Annotated in this window: 17 protein-coding genes; 6 read left to right on the top strand and 11 right to left on the bottom strand. The window is 66.8% G+C overall.

Annotation, left to right across the window (positions count from 1 at the left end; genetic code table 11):
• Positions 1-2: 2 nt before the first annotated feature.
• The 3 genes from ilvA to BKA24_RS07530 all read right to left on the bottom strand — a co-directional run bounded on the left by ilvA (position 3) and on the right by BKA24_RS07530 (position 3,065).
• Positions 3-1,247: a threonine ammonia-lyase gene (gene ilvA, locus BKA24_RS07540; protein ID WP_343066017.1), complete on the bottom strand. Its 1,245-nt coding sequence runs from the start codon at positions 1,245-1,247 to the stop codon at positions 3-5.
• Positions 1,244-2,434, bottom strand: a complete 1,191-nt coding sequence (locus BKA24_RS07535; RefSeq protein ID WP_184216658.1) for an AI-2E family transporter — start codon at positions 2,432-2,434, stop codon at positions 1,244-1,246. Before BKA24_RS07535 ends, ilvA begins: the two co-directional genes overlap by 4 nt.
• 61 nt (positions 2,435-2,495) lie before the next feature.
• A complete protein-coding gene (locus tag BKA24_RS07530) occupies positions 2,496-3,065 on the bottom strand; it encodes a LemA family protein (RefSeq protein WP_184216656.1) in 570 nt (189 codons plus the stop codon).
• A 265-nt stretch (positions 3,066-3,330) separates the two neighbouring features.
• On the opposite strand from BKA24_RS07530, the gene BKA24_RS07525 reads away from it, so the two are divergent.
• Positions 3,331-4,350, top strand: a complete 1,020-nt coding sequence (locus tag BKA24_RS07525) for a putative oxygenase MesX (RefSeq protein ID WP_184216653.1) — start codon at positions 3,331-3,333, stop codon at positions 4,348-4,350.
• The gene (locus tag BKA24_RS07520; RefSeq protein WP_184216651.1) at positions 4,350-5,378 is read left to right on the top strand and encodes a methionine synthase; all 1,029 of its coding nucleotides are present in this window, start codon (positions 4,350-4,352) and stop codon (positions 5,376-5,378) included. The genes BKA24_RS07525 and BKA24_RS07520 overlap by 1 nt, the downstream gene beginning before the upstream one ends.
• A 77-nt stretch (positions 5,379-5,455) precedes the next feature.
• Here the strand turns inward: BKA24_RS07520 and BKA24_RS07515 are convergent, their stop codons facing one another.
• Together BKA24_RS07515 and BKA24_RS07510 are read right to left on the bottom strand one after the other, a co-directional pair.
• Positions 5,456-6,808 (bottom strand): HNH endonuclease signature motif containing protein, encoded by a 1,353-nt coding sequence (locus BKA24_RS07515; RefSeq protein WP_184216649.1) that lies wholly within the window; start codon positions 6,806-6,808, stop codon positions 5,456-5,458.
• Between the two features lie 49 nt (positions 6,809-6,857).
• On the bottom strand, positions 6,858-7,400 hold the full coding sequence (locus BKA24_RS07510; RefSeq protein ID WP_184216647.1) for a P-loop nucleotide/nucleoside kinase family protein: 543 nt from the start codon (positions 7,398-7,400) through the stop codon (positions 6,858-6,860).
• Positions 7,401-7,469: 69 nt separating this feature from the next.
• On the opposite strand from BKA24_RS07510, the gene BKA24_RS07505 reads away from it, so the two are divergent.
• Together BKA24_RS07505 and BKA24_RS07500 are read left to right on the top strand one after the other, a co-directional pair.
• Positions 7,470-8,297 carry a hypothetical protein gene (locus tag BKA24_RS07505; RefSeq protein ID WP_184216645.1) on the top strand — a complete coding sequence of 276 codons (828 nt, stop codon included), beginning with the start codon at positions 7,470-7,472 and terminating at the stop codon, positions 8,295-8,297.
• The gene (locus BKA24_RS07500; protein WP_184216643.1) at positions 8,294-8,491 is read left to right on the top strand and encodes a hypothetical protein; all 198 of its coding nucleotides are present in this window, start codon (positions 8,294-8,296) and stop codon (positions 8,489-8,491) included. Before BKA24_RS07505 ends, BKA24_RS07500 begins: the two co-directional genes overlap by 4 nt.
• Here the strand turns inward: BKA24_RS07500 and BKA24_RS07495 are convergent, their stop codons facing one another.
• On the bottom strand, positions 8,492-8,665 hold the full coding sequence (locus BKA24_RS07495) for a DUF1272 domain-containing protein (protein ID WP_246367319.1): 174 nt from the start codon (positions 8,663-8,665) through the stop codon (positions 8,492-8,494).
• Between the two features lie 147 nt (positions 8,666-8,812).
• On the opposite strand from BKA24_RS07495, the gene BKA24_RS07490 reads away from it, so the two are divergent.
• Complete coding sequence (locus tag BKA24_RS07490; protein ID WP_184216639.1) at positions 8,813-9,157, top strand: VOC family protein; 345 nt, start codon at positions 8,813-8,815, stop codon at positions 9,155-9,157.
• Between the two features lie 178 nt (positions 9,158-9,335).
• Here BKA24_RS07490 and BKA24_RS07485 read toward each other — a convergent pair whose 3' ends face one another.
• Positions 9,336-10,691 (bottom strand): DUF222 domain-containing protein, encoded by a 1,356-nt coding sequence (locus BKA24_RS07485; protein ID WP_184216637.1) that lies wholly within the window; start codon positions 10,689-10,691, stop codon positions 9,336-9,338.
• A gap of 231 nt (positions 10,692-10,922) precedes the next feature.
• On the bottom strand, positions 10,923-11,396 hold the full coding sequence (locus tag BKA24_RS15605; RefSeq protein ID WP_343066014.1) for a DNA alkylation repair protein: 474 nt from the start codon (positions 11,394-11,396) through the stop codon (positions 10,923-10,925).
• A gap of 248 nt (positions 11,397-11,644) precedes the next feature.
• Between BKA24_RS15605 and BKA24_RS07475 the strand changes: the two genes are divergently transcribed.
• Entirely contained in the window at positions 11,645-12,472 is an 828-nt protein-coding gene (locus BKA24_RS07475) for a GIY-YIG nuclease family protein (protein ID WP_184216633.1), read from the top strand.
• A 101-nt stretch (positions 12,473-12,573) separates the two neighbouring features.
• Here BKA24_RS07475 and BKA24_RS07470 read toward each other — a convergent pair whose 3' ends face one another.
• From BKA24_RS07470 to BKA24_RS07460, 3 genes are all read right to left on the bottom strand, one after another.
• Entirely contained in the window at positions 12,574-13,206 is a 633-nt protein-coding gene (locus BKA24_RS07470; protein ID WP_184216631.1) for a hypothetical protein, read from the bottom strand.
• A 98-nt stretch (positions 13,207-13,304) separates the two neighbouring features.
• Positions 13,305-14,114, bottom strand: a complete 810-nt coding sequence (locus tag BKA24_RS07465; protein ID WP_184216629.1) for a hypothetical protein — start codon at positions 14,112-14,114, stop codon at positions 13,305-13,307.
• Between the two features lie 190 nt (positions 14,115-14,304).
• Positions 14,305-16,776 carry a hypothetical protein gene (locus BKA24_RS07460; RefSeq protein WP_184216627.1) on the bottom strand — a complete coding sequence of 824 codons (2,472 nt, stop codon included), beginning with the start codon at positions 16,774-16,776 and terminating at the stop codon, positions 14,305-14,307.
• Positions 16,777-16,793 lie beyond the last annotated feature (17 nt).

Genomic DNA, 16,793 nt, shown 5'->3' with positions numbered 1-16,793 from the left:
GCTCAGTCCTGGACCCTCCGCGGCGCGTAACCCGCGTCGCGGAGGACGGCGAGCACCTGTGCGCGGTGCTCCTCGCCGCGGGTCTCGACCGACAGCTGCAGGATCACCTCGCTGATCTGCAGGCCCTGCCCGTGCCGGGTGTGCAGCACCTCGATGACGTTCGCGCCCACCGACGACAGCAGGTCGGACACGCGCGCGAGCTGGCCCGGCCGGTCGGGCAGCGGCACCTGGATCGTCATATACCGACCGGATGCCGCGAGTCCGTGCGCCACGACCCGCTGCAGCAGGAGCGGGTCGATGTTGCCGCCGGAGAGGATCACCGCGGTCGGTCCCGTCGGCGTGATCTTGCCGGTGAGGATGGCTGCGACGCCCACGGCGCCGGCGGGCTCGACGACCTGCTTGGCGCGCTCGATGAGCACGAGGAGGGCGCGGGCGATGTCGTCGTCGGTGACCGTGACGACCTCGTCGACGAGGTCGCGGATGATCTCGAACGGGATGTCGCCGGGCCGCTTGACCGCGATGCCGTCGGCGATCGTCGGGGTGGTCTCGGCGACGACGGGGCGGCCGGCCTCGAGGGAGAGCGGGTAGGCGGCGGAGTTCTCGGCCTGCACGCCGATGACGCGGATCGTGCGGCCCTGTTCGGCGGCGCGGGCCTTCGCGGCCGCGGCGACGCCGGCGATGAGGCCTCCCCCACCGATGCCGACGATGATCGTGTCGAGATCGTCGATCTCGTCCATCAGCTCGAGACCGAGCGTGCCCTGGCCGATGACGACGTCGCGGTGGTCGTAGGGCGGGATGAAGATCGCGCCGGTGCGCTCGGCGAACTCCTTCGCGAGCTGCAGCGGGGTCTCGACGGTCGCGCCCTCGAGGATGACATCGGCGCCGTAGCCGCGCGTCGCGAGGAGCTTCGGCACCGGCACACCGAGCGGCATGAAGATCGTCGCGGGGATGCCGAGCTTCTGGGCACCGAGCGCCACGCCCTGGGCGTGGTTGCCGGCGGATGCCGCGACGACGCCGCGGGCGCGCTCCTCGGCCGTCAGCCGCGAGAGACGGTAGGTGGCGCCGCGGATCTTGAAGGAGCCGGTGCGCTGCAGGTGCTCGAACTTCAGGTGCACGGGGGCGCCGAGCACGCCCGAGAGAAAGTCGGACCCCTCGACGGGCGTGTGCAGGATGACGTCGGACAGTTCTGCGGCGGCATCCGTGAACTCCGACAGGGTCGGGTGGGTGGTGGAGATCTCGACGGTCACGTGAAGGACTTCCTGTGTTGCCGGGGCACGGTGCTCCAGATGAGGTCGTTCGGTCTCGGGTCGACCGGGTGCTCCCATCCGCGTCGGGAGAGGTAGAGCCACACGACGTTGACGAACGCGGCGAGCGGCACCGCGAAGACGGCGCCCGCAATGCCAGCGATCATCGCGCCGCCGGCGACGGCGAGGACGACCGCAAGCGGGTGGACCTTGACGGCCGCGCCCATGAGGAGCGGCTGGAGGATGTGCCCTTCCAGCTGCTGGACGCCGAGGACGATGACGAGCATCCAGAGGGCGATCCAGGGGCCGTTGTAGACCAGGGCGAGGAAGACGGCGAGGGCGCCGGTGAGGACTGCGCCCACGAACGGGACGAACGCGCCGAGGAAGACGAGCACGCCGATGGGCGCGGCGAGCGGCACGCCGAGCGCGAAGGCCCCGACGCCGATGCCGACCGCGTCGATGGTGGCGACGAGCAACTGGGTGCGCGCGTAGTTGATGACGGTGCGCCAGCCGGCGCGTCCGGCGCCGTCGACGGCGGTGCGGGCGCGCTGCGGGAAGAGACGGACGGTCCACTTCCAGATGCCGCCGCCATCGGCGAGCGTGCAGATCAGGATGAAGATCGCGAGGAGGACGCCGGTGACGATGTGCCCGAGCGTCGACCCGACGGCGAGGGCGCCCGACCAGAGGAGTTGCGCCTGCTCCTGGATGAGCTCGAAGGCCTGGTCGATGGCGCCGTCGATCTGCAGCTCGGTGAGGTGGAGCGGACCGTCGACGAGATACGTGCGGAACTCGTCGAGGGCGACGACGGTGCGGTCGCGGACGCGTCCGGCTTCGCGGGAGATCTGCCAGATCGCGAGCCACAGCAGGCCGGTGGCGACGGAGAGCGCGACGACGACGGTGAGGAGCACCGAGAGCCAGCGCGGCATCCGATGGCGGATCAGGAAGCTGAACAGCGGCCAGACGAGCGCCGTCACGAGGATCGCGGCCAGCAGCGGGATGATCAGCAGCTTCAGCTGGATGACGATCCAGATGAGGACGGCGATCGCCGCGGCGATGAGGAGGAAGCGCCACGCGTACGCGGTCGCGAGGCGGAGGCCGCGCGGCATCGAATCGGCGATCTCCGTCGACACCGTGCGCTGCCGGATGGTGTCGAAGAAGCCGCCGCGTGGCTTGTCGCCGCCGGTGCTCATCCGCTCATCCTAGGTCGGTTCATATGCCGCGCGCGGTGCGCGAGGGCGCGGCATCCGCTCGTCAGAACTGGATCCGCGGGGGTTCGGCGATGGCGGCGCCGTCGACGACCTCGAAGAACTCGCGTTCGGTGAAGCCGAGGCGACGGGCGAACATGTTGTTGGGGAACACCTTGATCTTCGTGTTCAGCTCGCGGACGCCGCCGTTGTAGAACCGGCGCGACGCCTGGATCTTGTCTTCGGTGTCGACGACGGCCTGCTGCAGCTGGAGGAAATTCTGGCTGGCCTGCAGCTGCGGGTACGCCTCGGCGACGGCGAACAGCGACTTCAGCGCCTGCTGCATGTGGCCTTCGGCGACGCCCGCCTCCGCGGGGCTCGAGGCGGTGAGGGTTTCGGCGCGCGCCTGGGTGACGTTCTCGAAGACCGCCTTCTCGTGCGCGGCGTAGCCCTTGACCGTCTCGATGAGGTTCGGGAGCAGGTCGGCGCGGCGCTTGAGCTGCACGGTGATGTCGCTCCACGCCTCGTCGACGCGCACGTTCAACGAGACGAGCGAGTTGTACGTCGCCCACAGGTAGATCCCGACGACGACGATCAGCACGCCGACAGCCACGAGCAGTGGCACCAAGAAGTCCATGTCTCCCCCTCCGATTCAGCGAGATTCATCCTATGCGCGCGGGTCTCCACGCGGGCTGTGGATCCGCGTTGCGTCGTGTGACGCGGCCGATGTGCGCGCTGAGCGGGTGTGGGACACACTGGAGTCAATCGCAGCATGACGCGAAGCCTCGCGCCCGCTTTGCTCTCGGCCTTCGCGCCACGGCATCCTCCCCGGGCACGCGCTGCGGCTTTCTGAACATCGAGTCAGCAGGCCGCCTGGCCTGCCCGAGCAGAAACGGCTTGTCATGCGTCTCACCGAATCGTCCGTGCCCGTCTTCTCGATCGAGACGACGCGTTTCGACGAGGACTACCGTCCCGTCGACGGCACGCGGATCACGACCAACTTCGCGAACCTCGCCCGGGGTGAGGACCGCGAGGAGAACCTGCGGAACACGCTGCGGATGATCGACCGGCGCTTCAACGACCTCGCGAACTGGGACAACGAGACCGGCGACCGCTACCGGCTCGAGCTCGACATCGTGACGGTGAGCGTCGACATCGACGACGCCTCGGGTGGGGGTTCTTTCCCGCTGATCGAGGTGCTGCATCCCCTCATCGTCGACACGAAGACCGGGCAGCGGATCGACGGGATCGTCGGGAACAACTTCTCGTCGTACGTGCGCGACTACGACTTCAGCGTCGTGCTGCCGGCGCACAACGAGGGGCGGACGGGCTTCAGCGCGCCGGACGACTTCGGTGTGCTGCACGGCAACCTGTTCAAGAGCTTTCTCGAGTCGGACGCGTACGCGGAGCAGTTCGCGACGCAGCCGGTCGTGTGCTTAAGCGTCTCGACGTCGAAGACGTACCGTCGGTCGGCGAACGTGCACCCGATCCTCGGGGTCGAGTACACGAGCGAGTCGTCGCCGACCGATGACTACTTCGCGAAGATGGGGATGCGCGCCCGGTACTTCATGCCGCGCGGGAGTGCGGCGCCGCTGGCGTTCTACTTCGTCGGCGATCTGCTGGGCGATTACACGAACCTGGAGCTGATCGCGACGATCAGCACGATGGAGACGTTCCAGAAGATCTACCGGCCCGAGATCTACAACTCGAACTCCGCGGCGGGTGCGGTGTACCAGCCGAGCCTGACGGCGTCGGACTTCTCGCTGACGCGGGTCGTGTACGACCGCGAGGAGCGGAGCCGTCTGGCGGTGGTGCAGGGGAAGTTCGCGGAGGAGTTCTTCATGACGCCGCACGAGGCGACGCTGCGGGAGTGGTCGGCCGGCTATTCCGCGCGGAACAACGACGAGCAGGGAGACCGATGATGACGAAGCTGCTGCCCACCTCCACCGCCGGGAGCCTGCCGAAGCCGTCGTGGCTGGCCGAGCCGGAGAAGCTGTGGTCGCCGTGGCTGCTCGAGGGCGAGGATCTCGTCGAGGGCAAGCGGGACGCTCTGCGGTTGTCGTTGGCCGATCAGGCGCAGGCGGGGATCGACATCGTGAGCGATGGCGAGCAGACGCGCCAGCACTTCGTGACGACGTTCATCGAGCACCTCGACGGGGTCGATTTCGCGCAGCGGGAGACGGTGCGGATTCGCGACCGGTACGACGCGTCGGTGCCGACGGTCGTCGGTGCGGTGTCGCGGAAGCAGCCGGTGTTCGTGGCGGATGCCGCGTATCTGCGTGCGCAGACGTCGCAGCCGATCAAGTGGGCGCTGCCGGGGCCGATGACGATGATCGACACGCTGTACGACGCGCACTACAAGAGCCGCGAGAAGCTGGCCTGGGAGTTCGCGACGATCCTGAACCAGGAGGCGAAGGAGCTCGAGGCCGCGGGCGTCGACATCATCCAGTTCGATGAGCCGGCGTTCAACGTGTTCTTCGACGAGGTGAACGACTGGGGTGTCGCGGCGCTGGAGCGCGCGTTCGAGGGTTTGACGTGCGATGTGGCGGTGCACATCTGTTACGGATACGGGATCAAGGCGAACACGGATTGGAAGGCGACGCTCGGGCACGAATGGCGCCAGTACGAGCGGACGTTCCCGAAGCTGCAGGCGTCGGGGGTCGACATCGTCTCGCTGGAGTGTCACAACTCGCATGTGCCGGTGGATCTCATCGAACTGCTGCGCGGCAAGCGCGTGATGGTGGGCGCGATCGACGTGGCATCCGCTCAGGTCGAGACGCCCGAGGAGGTCGCGGCGACGCTGCGGTCGGCGCTGCCGTTCGTGGAGCCTGAGCTGCTGTACCCGTCGACGAACTGCGGCATGGCGCCGCTGCCGCGTTCGGTGGCGCGGGGAAAGCTCGCCGCGCTGAGCGCGGGTGCGGAGATCGTGCGGCGGGAGCTCGCCGGCTGAGGCGGACGGATGCCGGTGGCGCGGCGGCTCGCGCATCGCGAGTGCGTTCTCGCGGGCGCGGTCGAGTGAACCGGGCGTCAGAACGGGGCGGCTGCGGCGAGCGGTGCGACGGCAGGAGTGAACGCGACGGCCGGGGTGGGTGCGTCTTCGCGGTAGGTCCTGCCGAGGGGTGAGGTCCATTCCAGGACGCCACCCTTCAGTTGTCGCACTCTCCAGGCGGTGAATTGCTTCATCGAGTGGTGGCGTTGGCACAGGTGCGCGAGGTTCGACGTCTTCGTCGGCCCGCCGAGCGCCGCGTCAAGCGTGTGGTCGACTTCGCAGCGGATCGCGGCCAAGCGGCATCCGGGGAATCGACAGTGCTGGTCTCGGCCTTGCAGGTATCGGCGCATGGCGGTTGGCACCCGGTACGAGTCGACTTCGAGCACGGCGCCGGTGACCGGGTGGGTGATGAGCCGCTCCCAGATGGGGTTACCGGCGGCGAGTTGGCGGGCGGTCTCGGCGTCGATCGGTGAGCGGCCGACGAGATCGCAGGCGTCGCCGGTTCCGTTGAGGACGTGCGACGGGATGACCACCTGGACACGAGCGCGGATCGCACCGAGCGGCCCGGCGGTGGTGCCGCGGGTGTCGTCGAGGGCCGGCGTTCCCACGAGGAGGAGGTCGGCAAACAGGTCGGCTCGGACCTGGTCCATCGTGCGCGCGTCGGTGGCGATGATCTCGGCGCGGGACGGGTCATCGATCCCGAAGGCATCACCGCCTGCGGCCGCGGCCCGCTCGCCGCGGGTGTCGATGATCGCCCGTCCCTGCTGCGTGAGCCGGTCGTGGATGCCCTCGGCGATGACCGTCGGCACCGTGGCGATCAGGTCGCTCATGCCGTCCCGGCCCGCCACGATCCGGACGCACCGGGCGGCGGCAGCCTCTTCGTGCCGCTGGGAGAACGAGCGCGGGTGCATGCGCTGTGCGAGCATCTCGAGTTCGGCGCGCACGCGGTTCGGGGTGTCTCGTTCGCACCGGGCGATGGCGGCATCCGCGAATGAAGCACGCAGCTCGGGCGGCAGGACCGTCCCGGCATCCCGGATCACCATCACGTGACCGCGGACGATCGTGCCCGCCTCCCATGCCGCCATCGCGGCCGGGTAGTCCTCGACGATGGTGCGGGCTTCTTCCATGCGCCGTTGCATGGTCCGGTCGGTGACGCGCGCCACTCCCCCGAGTTCGGCCGCGATGGAACGCTCGACCATGTCGCGTTCGCGCACGCGCTGCGGCGATCCGGCGACGGTCCGCTCCGCGAGCGCGGCGGCCGCGGCGAGCATGCGGATCTCCTGGATCTGCGCCGCAGCGAGGGCGGCCCCGATGCCCTCGGCCCCGTGGACGATCTCGGCGAGCGACGCGGTGAACGCGTCGGAACCGGGAGTGCCGTGGGGGCTTGTCATACCTCCATGATGGTGAGGGGGTCCGACATTGAGCGGCCGGATTGGGGCCTCAGAAGGCCTCGCCAGATGAGGAATCTCTCATCTTCACCGAGGCGATGTGGGCAAGCGCCGCAGCGACGTTGTCTTGCTGCGAGAGCATCGAATCGAGCCGCAGACGCCCACGCGTCCACTCAGTGAAAGCAGCCCTCCGCTCGACGACCGAGTCCCACGTCGGTTCGGGAAATCCGACGATGTCACGGCGACGCTCGGTCAGCCGGCGCCGGTGCTCCGTCTCGTCGCTGCAGAAGACCTCGACGAACGCGAGCGGCTCCCCCAGCTCGGCCGCGAGTGCTTCCCACTGCCCGCGAGCGGCGTCGGCGTCGTTGACCGCGTCGATCACCACGTCGTGCCCGAGCAGCATCTGCGCGCGGGCGAGGTCTTCGGCGATGACGTACGCCGCGAGCCCGGTGGGCTGATCGCGCGCGACACCCGCGCGCCACATCGCCGCTTCGATGGGATCGACGGACAGCAGCGAACAACCGAGCGCTCGCGCGATCTCGCCGGCCAGCGTGCTCTTGCCTGAGCCCGGGAGCCCTGCCATTGCGATCAGCATGTTCCGATCATCGCGGACATCATCCGCGCCGGCGACCCCGCGTCACCGGCGTGACATAGGGTCGCGAGGGTGACTGGTCAGCGCACCCATCGGTACCTTCGGCTGTCGCTCGTGGGGGTCGTGTTCGCGCTGGCTGTGGCGGTGACGGCCGAGACGGTGCGGACGGGTGTTCTGCTGCCGTCGATCAGCGACTACTACTACTCGCCCGCGGGTGGCGTGTTCTCGGCGGCGCTGGCCGCGACGGCGGTGGCGCTGCTGGCGTTGTCGGGGCGGGATTTGGAGTCGGTGCTGCTCGATGTGGCGGCGATCTTCGCGCCGTTGATCGCGATCGTGCCGACGGGGTTCCGGCTCGAGCCGGTCGTGCCCGATGCCGTGATGCCGACGGTGCTGAACGGTGTGGCGACGTACCTCGTGGTGCTGGGCGCGGTGCTCGTGTTAGCGATCGTCCTGACTGTTCGCGGGCAGATCCCGTGGCGTCGGACTGTCGCGATCGGTTCGGTGGCGCTCGTCGTGGGCGTGGGGCTGGCGGTGCTGGCGTTCGCGCCGGGGCTGCGGGAGCAGTTTCCGTTCGCGGGCGGGGTGAATGTGCACCTGGTGGTGACGGTGTGCTTCTTCTCGGTGTTCGCGGCGATCCCGATCGTGAACGCGCTTCCCCGCACGCGCGATCCGGCCGCCCCTCGGCCGTCGCGTGCGGTGCGGGTGGTGTACTTCGTGATCCCGGTGGCGATGGTGATCGATCTGCTGATGACGGTGATCATCGGCATCCGGATGCCACACACCCCCGCTGTCTTCATCGGTGAAGCCATCGCGCTCGGGCTGTTCGCCGTGTTCTGGGCCGTGCAGACCGTCGAGCGGTGGGATGCCGCCGACCCGCCGAGCCTCGTGGCGGCTTCATGACCGGCACCCCAAGCGGCTTCGAGTACACCACCCGCGGCTCGCAGATCGAGATCCGACACGACGGCCGGCTCGCAGCGACACTGCGGGGTCGCGCCGCGGAGAAGTTCCTCGACGACGTCGAACGACGCGATCCGCAGCACGTGATGGCGCGGGTGACGGGCAACTACAAGCGCGGGAACGAACGGCGCACGTGATCAGGAAGCGGCCACGCGTGTCGGCCGCCGCTCGAGCGCTCCCCCACAGTTCGGGCACGCCCCGCCGGGAAACGTGTCGACGCAGCCTGCGCACCAGGTGCACTCGTACGAGCAGATGTAGGCCTCGCCGTCCGCAGCGGCGGCGGTTCCGCAGGACTCGCAGGTCGGACGCATCTCGAGCATGGCCCGACCGTACCGAGACATGCCTCCTCGCTGCGATGTGCGAGACCGACAGCCCTAGCGTGATTCCGGCCACGCGCATTCGCTGCACCCGCGCAAGCCCCCTACCGGAGAGGCGCTCTCAGGAGCAGGATGCCGCACATGGCAAGCATCTATTCGATCGTGTGGGGCGTGCGCGACATCACGCGTGCGGTGGAGTTCTGGACTGCGGCGCTCGACTACGTGCCGAAGCGCGAGCCGGGCGATGACTGGGCCAGTCTCGTGCCGCGGGAGGGCACGGGCGTGCAGCTGTCGCTCATGCTCGTCGGGTCGGACAAGCCGCAGCGGCACCATCTCGACATCCTGGCCGAGGACCGCACCGCCGAGGTCGAGCGGCTGGTCGCCCTCGGCGCCACCACGGTCGACGACTGGGACTACGAGGACGGCGCCGACTACATCGTGCTGCGCGACCCCGACGGCAATACGTTCTGCGTCGTCTCCGACTGACGACGTCGTCTCCGGGTGGTTGCGCCGTCTCGGGTTGACCGAGCGGATGCCGCGCCGCCGACGTCACCGCAGCCGACGCCGCGTCCTTCCGGGGATCGCGGCGCGAAAGCGACCACGTCAGTCTCAAGCGGGCGAGCACGTCAGTCTCGAGCAGGCGAGCGCGTCGCCGGCGAGAGGATCAGAACGGTGCGAGCGAGGTGTCGGCAGGAGCGAACGCGACGGCCGGTACCGGTGCGTCTTCTCTGTAGATCCTGCCGAGGGGTGAGGTCCATTCCAGGACGCCACCCGACAGTTGTCGGACCCTCCATGCCGTGAACTGCTTCATCGAGTGATGTCGCTGACACAGGTGACAGAGATTGCAGGTCTTCGTCTTGCCGCCGAGCGCGTGATCGTGGTTGTGGTCGACTTCGCAGCGGATCGCGGCGGTGCGGCATCCGGGGAATCGGCAGTGCTGGTCGCGGGCTTGCAGGTAGCGGCGCATCTTTTCCGGCACGCGGTACGAATCGACCTCGAGAACTGTCCCGTTGACGGGGTGGGTGACGATGCGTTCCCACATGACGGTTCCGCCGGCGAGTTGTCGGGCGGTTTCCGCGTCGATGGGCGACCGCCCGACGAGGTCGCAGGGCTCTTCGTTGTCGCGCGTGCCGCCGCGGGTGAGTGCGAGCGCAGGGATGACGACCTGCACGCGTGCGCGGATCTTGCCGAGGGGACCTGCGGTGGTGTCGCGGGTGTCGTCGAGCGCGGGAATGCCGGCGAGGAGCATGTCGGCGAAGAGGTCGGCGCGCACCTGGTCGGTGGAGCGCGTGTCGGTCGAGACGATTTCTGCGCGTGATGCGTTCGCCTCGTCGTGGGCGAAGCTGCCGCTGGCGGCACGCTCGCCCCGGGTGTCGATGACCGCTCGAGCCATCTGTGTCAGACGGTCGTGGATCCCCTCCGCAATGACCGTGGGCACCGTCGCGAAGAGGTCGCTCATCCCATCTCGCCCGGGAACGATCCGCACACACCGGCCGGCGGCAGCCTGCTCGTGCCGCTCGGTGAACGTGCGCGAGTGCATCCGCTGCGCGAGCATCTCGAGCTCGGCGCGGACCCGGTTGGGCGTATCGCGCTCGCACCGCTCGACTGCGGCCGAGGCGAAGTCGCCGCGAAGGTCGAGGGGCAGCACCGAACCGGCATCCACAATCACCATCACGTGACCGCGAGTGATCCGACCGGCTTCCCAGGCGTCGAGGGCGATCGCGTAGTCGTCGACGATGGTGCGTGCCTCGTCGATCCGGCGCTGCATGGTGCGGTCGGTGACCCGCGCGACACCGCCGAGCTCGGCGGCAACGGACCGCAGCACCATGTCGCGCTCGCGCACCTGCGCGGGTGAACCTGATGCCGTGCGGCGCGCGAGCGCGCCTGCGGCTGCAAGCATGCGGATCTGCTCGACCTGGACTGCGGCGAGCCGGCGCTCGATCCCCTCGGCCCCATGGACGACCTCGGCGAGCGACGCGAGGAAGGCGTCGGAGCCGGGAGTCTCGTTGGGGCTGGTCACACCTCCATGATGGTGAGGGGTTCCGACATTGAGAGGCCGAAATCTGCGGTCAGAACCCCAGGCTAAATGAGAGTTCCCTCATCTACGAAAACCCGCCGCCGGCGTCGCAGCAACCAGTTCCCAACACTTCCTCGTGCAAGTGTTGGTAAGCCAACCGGCGCACTCAGATCTCGTGGGCGGTTGAGCTACATGTCGTCTGCGACGAACCGGGCGGATGCCGCGCCGCCGGCGTCACAGCAACGCGACAGCCGCCCGGAGCGAAGCCGAATCCGACTCCGCCCACCGCGCGACGATGCGCTGCGCCCGCTCCGCGTCGGCGCCGGTCAGCCTCGCGAGCAGCGGCGCGACGACGTCGCCCGCGAGCGGCTCGATGAGCTCCGGCACCCGCGCGTCGCGGAGGAACCCCTCAATCCGGGTGAGGTCGTTGCCCGTAAGCGTGCCGACTTGCCCCTGTAGCAGCACGACCGTTGCGAGCCGTCGCTCGAACACCGGCACCGACCACAACTCCGAGGCGAGCATGACGATGTCGTCGTGGCTCAGCCCTCGGTGTCGTCGCAGCGCATCGCGCACGGTGCCGCGGATCGCCCCGGTCGACGACCCGTAGACCCTCAGCCCGCCGACCGAGTCATCACCGTCCGCCCACGTCCGCCACTCGGATGCCTCAGCCCGCAGCGTGCGGTCGATGAAGTCGGCAGGTGATTCCACAGTTCTATTCTCGAGGGCTCTGCCCTCGGCGACGGCGCCGGTGAGCGACCAGCGAGTGTGGCGCGATCGCAGGGCGAGGCTCGATCCTTGAGCGGGCGACGCGCGATGAGGGGACGGTGGCGTGCCGCGCTTCGGCTGGGGACGCGATGTCCCAGCGATCGGGCGCTCAAGGGGCTGCGCGAAAGCGCTCTGCCTCGGTCGACGACCGGTGCCAGGACTCCTAAGCATGGCGGCACTAGCCTTTCTTCATGGCTCCGATCTTGCTCGCAACGTTGCTGCCTCCCGGGTTCGATCCGATCCACTGCAAGCTGCACTTCGCGGTCTTCAACGGTGATTCATTTCCCATCGATGCGCTCGGCAACGATCCCGATCTGTGGCAACGCTGGAACTCTTGGCGCAACGTCAATGACGACTTCAATCGACGATTCATCTTTTCGCTGGCGCAGGATCGACATGACCCGTCGCTGTGGTTGTTCGGCGGGATCTGGGAGGTTGTGGGGCGTCGCCCTGAGCCACGACAGCACTCCTATGATGTCGTTCTGCGAGACGACCTGATGGGCCCGTACATCAAGAGGCTTTACGTGCGAACGACGCTCAAGGGTCGTAACCGACGCCGGAACATGGAGGCATGCCTCAACGAGATGACGGTTTCGATGATCGCTGAAGAGCCATTCGTGGGTGATCCGTTCCCCGGCCATGACCGCATCGATCATTCGCTCGCCGAGATTCAGGCGATCGTGAGACAGGCCCGACCCGACTGGCGCATCGCACTAGAGCACATGAAGGGGGTCTACGTCATCCACGACACGGTGACGGGAGAGCCCTATGTCGGGTCGGCTTACGGTGATACGGGCATCTGGCAACGCTGGTCCCAGTACGCCCTCACGCTTCATGGCGACAACATCGGTCTGAAGGCACACCTCGCTGCCAAGGGCGAGGACTACTTCCAAAAGACGATGCGGTTCGCCCTGCTGGAGTTCTGGTCGATGCGCACAGACGATCAGCACGTCATCGACCGAGAGACCTACTGGAAGGGAGTCCTGGTCTCCAGATCGCTAGGCCACAACAGAAACTGACACACCGCCGCGGCCCACCGTTGATCCCCAAACTTCGCGGGCAAGCTTGATCCGTATACGGGCATTGCGCGCATGAGGAGCATCGTGGGCGGCTCGGCGTCCTATCCCAAGACGGCGGTGACGGCGTCGGCTGCGATATTGACAGATGTCGTCGAGCTGACCATCGTTCCTTGGACGATCGCCCAAACGTTCTCATCGAGTGCGTAGCCAAGGTAAGTTCCTATACCTTCGGGGACCCCTTTCGAGAACATGGCGATGTCGCCGCGCGCGGTCTGTTCGTACTCGTCGGACGCTTTCAGGGCAGACACAAGCTCCGATGCCGACGCGCCATCGACTGCGAGAACGATCACGTAGAAGCCGCCGTCGGAATACGGGATGCCGTAGCTGCAGCCGACCGCATCGATCGCGGTTTCAAACGTCTGACGCGCTGCCGGCCCCAGCACCGACGGCGGCTCGATCGCATCGAGGGGGGCTGGGCCCTCCACCCTGTCGTCATTGAGAGTGACACGGACCTGCTCGATACTGAGCAGCTCCGCGCAACTCGGCACCGCAATCGGCTCCGGCGAGAGTGTGGGATCAGGCGTCGGCGTCAAGCTCGGTGTCTCAGTGGCCAGCGACGCGCCGTCTGTGTCGGGCGATGCTGACGAGACGGTGCCAGGCGGCTCTGCCGAACACCCGCAAAGCGCCACGAGGAGTGCTGTCAGAACTGCGATCCGGACGCGGCGCGAGGGCATGCCTCGACCCTATCGATCGGCGCCACTACCTACGGCGGGTCAGGATCCTCATGCGGGCGGTGCCCGGGAGAGGGACGCCTTCGTTCACGCCCTGCCGATCACGCGTCATCGACAACTTTCAGGGCGCGCTCCCGGATCGTGTCGTAGCCGGAAGCGTGAAGGATCCCGAGCTCGCGAGGATCACCGCCACTCACGCGGTTGAGGGTGAACTTGCTGGGGAACTCGTCGAGTAGCAATCGCTCATGCTCGAACGGGGCGCTCGTGCGCGCAGCATAGATGCGAGTGGTATCCAGTGCCCGAAAGCTGTCGATCGACAAGATTGAGGTGCTCACCGTCCCGAAGACTAGGCGGTCCAGTGGCTTGCTGTTCGTCCAATGCTGTCGGATGCGCTTCATCACCCCGACCTGACGTCCAGTCGTGCCGACGTACACCTGCTTGTAGTCGTCGAGCACCATCACGTAGACGCCCGGAACCGCGTTCCACCGTTCGAGATCGGTCACGACCCGTACCCCGGCGATACTTCTGACCGCGGTCTGAACCGCGTCGTCAAACTCGACCTCGTCGAGTTGAGCGAAGTACGCCATGTTCAGGTCGAAGTTCTCCAACGCCAGTGAGCGCGCTCGAGTGCACCATTCTTCGGAATAGTTCCGATGATCCTCGTCGACGAAGTCTTCCATCCGGGCGTCCCACGTTCTCGGGGAAAGCGCCCGCGGGAACCATAGTGAGTTGCGCGTGCTCACCCGCGTGTACGTGTCCCGTGTCAGTCGCAGTCCATGAACGGATCCCCGCTGCACGCGGACACCGAAGTGTGTCACCGCCACTTGCCCCATCACGTGGCCTTCGCATGCATCCCGGTCGTGGCCGGAGCGCGCGGACCAGTCGCAGTACTCCACTGTGATCGTCCCCATCCGGAAAGCGTACGCACAGGAGCCACCCGCACGGCGAGGACCCTCCCCACGTGGATCGCTGGATCCCCCTGCGGGCAGTGCCCGATCAGCGGACCGTGAAGCGCGATCTCGATTCGTGACACCCCGCGGTCGCTACCCGCGAGCGCCTTCTGCCGTGCGCGGGACCAGGCATCGGAAGTCCAGAGAGGTGCTACCGCTTCCTTTTCTTGCCTTTCGCCTTTCCGCGGAGCCTGACAGTGGTCCGCCGCGCGGACGGTGGCGGCATCGATCGCGACATCCGGGCGACCGACGTGAGCGACATTTGAGCAGTTAAGGCATCCAGTGCGGGATCTTCCTCCCGTTCGTGGTTCCCGTAGCCGACGTTCACAATCTCGCCACTAGACGAAACGACCAGTCCGAGAGATCGGTCGGCATGCACCTGGTGAACTTTAACCCGGGCGTACCTCTCTAGCTGAGTCGTCGCTTTGGCGACGGACATGCCGAGCGGAACCGAGCCGATGAACAGCCCGAAGTGGCCCTGGGCACTCATCTGACTCATGAAGGCGTTGTGCCACTTTCCATCGGCACGCGTCGCCGCGGCCGTCCGCTCTATGGCGTTAGCGATACGGCTCTGGGCATCGCCGCTGAATGCCAACAGGTCGGCTCCAGCGCGAAGCCATCCAGGCTTGCGATCACGAGTCATGCTGTTTACGAGCGCCGCAATGCGAGCCTCCGATCTGAAGGTCGGCTTCGGATAGTCATTCGTATCGGTCGCACCTCCAGACTCCGCGGCGTACATCCACTGATCCAGTGGGTCAGTGTGTGTCGCGACTGTCTTCGGGACAAGCGACCGCTGAAATCGCCTGCGTTCCGCCGCCGTCGCGGGGGGCGCCGCCGGGTTGGCAGCAGCGACGACGTCAGGATCGTCCTCGAGAAAGAGTCCGTCACTGAGGAACGACATGAATAGATCAAGTTCGTCGACGGCGTGGAATACCTGCGCGAATGTCGGCGACGTCCGTCGGCGCAGATAGAGCAACAACTCGGCGGGTTCCTCAACGAGGCGGCTGATAACAGCGAGATCATGTAGCGACACGATCCACGGGACTCGCTGTGTCGTGACCACGCCAGCACGAACCATCGCGTCCAGCGCGATGCCAGCTGGCCCGAGGTCCTCGAGGGTGACCACCACGCAGTGAACCTCGCGAACCCCGTCAAGGCTGAGCCAACCGGATGGCGTGTGCAAACCATGATTAGCTTCGATCAAGGCACGAGCCCGATCAGCCTGAGAAGCGGCCTCACCAACCGTCTTCGCGAGATCCGAGGCGAGTTTCACGGCGTTCCCGCCGCGACTTTCCTTCCTGAGCCCGGCTCCCTTCACTTCCACACAGATGGCGACGTCTTCCGCGACGATGAGACAGTCCATCTCGGTCTGCTTCGCGGACGACCTGACGTCGGTTTCATCCTGCGCGACGACCTCAGGCCCCTCACCCGCTGCGGGCGCCCAGTACTTCAAACCCGTGAACTTCTGGGCTGGTCCAATCATCTTGCCGAAGTAGTCGCCCGCAAGCCCTTCAGAGACCCTCGTCCTCACGCCCACGTAGCGCGCCTTCGCCTTCTCTGACAATCCCTTCTCAACCGCGGTCCGAACCATGTCGTCCCCAAGTTGTGCCCCTGTGGAGAGATAGTTACCCGCGGCATCGACCAGCAGCGACTTCGAGCTGAACGGGTTATCGCCCTCAAGGTACGACCGAACATTGCTCGCTGGATCGCCGGAGTCGAAGGGCACCGCAAAGAGTGTGAGCACTGCACGAACTATCGACACTTCGGACTCTGAACGAACGGCGATCTCGTCCGCGGTGAACGATGCTCGCGCACCAGGATGAATGAAGAGGTTGGCCAGGCCCTTCCACGCTCTCTCCCGCGTGTCCTCCGGCAGAGAACTGAAGTCCCAGCGAGCGGCCGCTGCTTCGTCATCGAAGGCACCGTAGAACTGGTCCGCGGCTGCGTTGAGCCGGTCGCCACTAAACTCGTGGATCGCGCGACGGATTGCGATGTACTCGGTGTAGCTGAATCCGAGCATCTCAGTCATGTCCCTGGAGACCTGATCGTCGCCAAGGAGCTTCGGATCGTGCTCGTCGCGAATGCTCTGATACTGACGGTTGCGCACAAATAGCTCGTACGTCTTGAGCGATTGAGCAATCTCCGCCTTGGCGGCGCTCTCGGACGATCCAGCGGAGGCGGCCATGGGAGGGGTGAGAGAGACGAAGTTCGCGAGAAAGAGCAGTTCGCGGGCAGCTTCGGCGATCTGCTCAACCGCCTCCCCAGGATTCGCGTCAGATGGTTCATGTGCCTCGCGCGCGCCACGGGCGAGCAGGACAACGGCGGCAAGTTCAATTACCGCCGGCATGCCGTCGTGCTCACGCTCGCTGTATCCCACCAAGCTCATCGGTAGCTCGCGCATCTTGAGCGACTCGAGCACGTCAAAGGCGTCGAACGGTTCGGCTGCGTCTTCGATCCGTCTAACCGCCGCCGCGATCAGGCCCGGGGCAAGTTTCACGAGGTCCGCGTGGGAGTCAATGTCGGGTAGGCGCGCCAGTATCCCCGCCATTCGCTCAAAGCCGATCTCAATCCCTCGCGCGTCGGCCTCGACCATCTCAAGGTCGGGAAGCTTTCTTCTTGCCACCCTCCAAGTGTGGATGG

The sequence above is a fragment of the Microbacterium marinum genome (genome assembly GCF_014204835.1).
Taxonomy (GTDB): Bacteria; Actinomycetota; Actinomycetes; order Actinomycetales; family Microbacteriaceae; genus Microbacterium; species Microbacterium marinum.
Note: the sequence above shows the minus strand (reverse complement) of the source record. Positions and strands in the feature narration are given on the sequence as shown.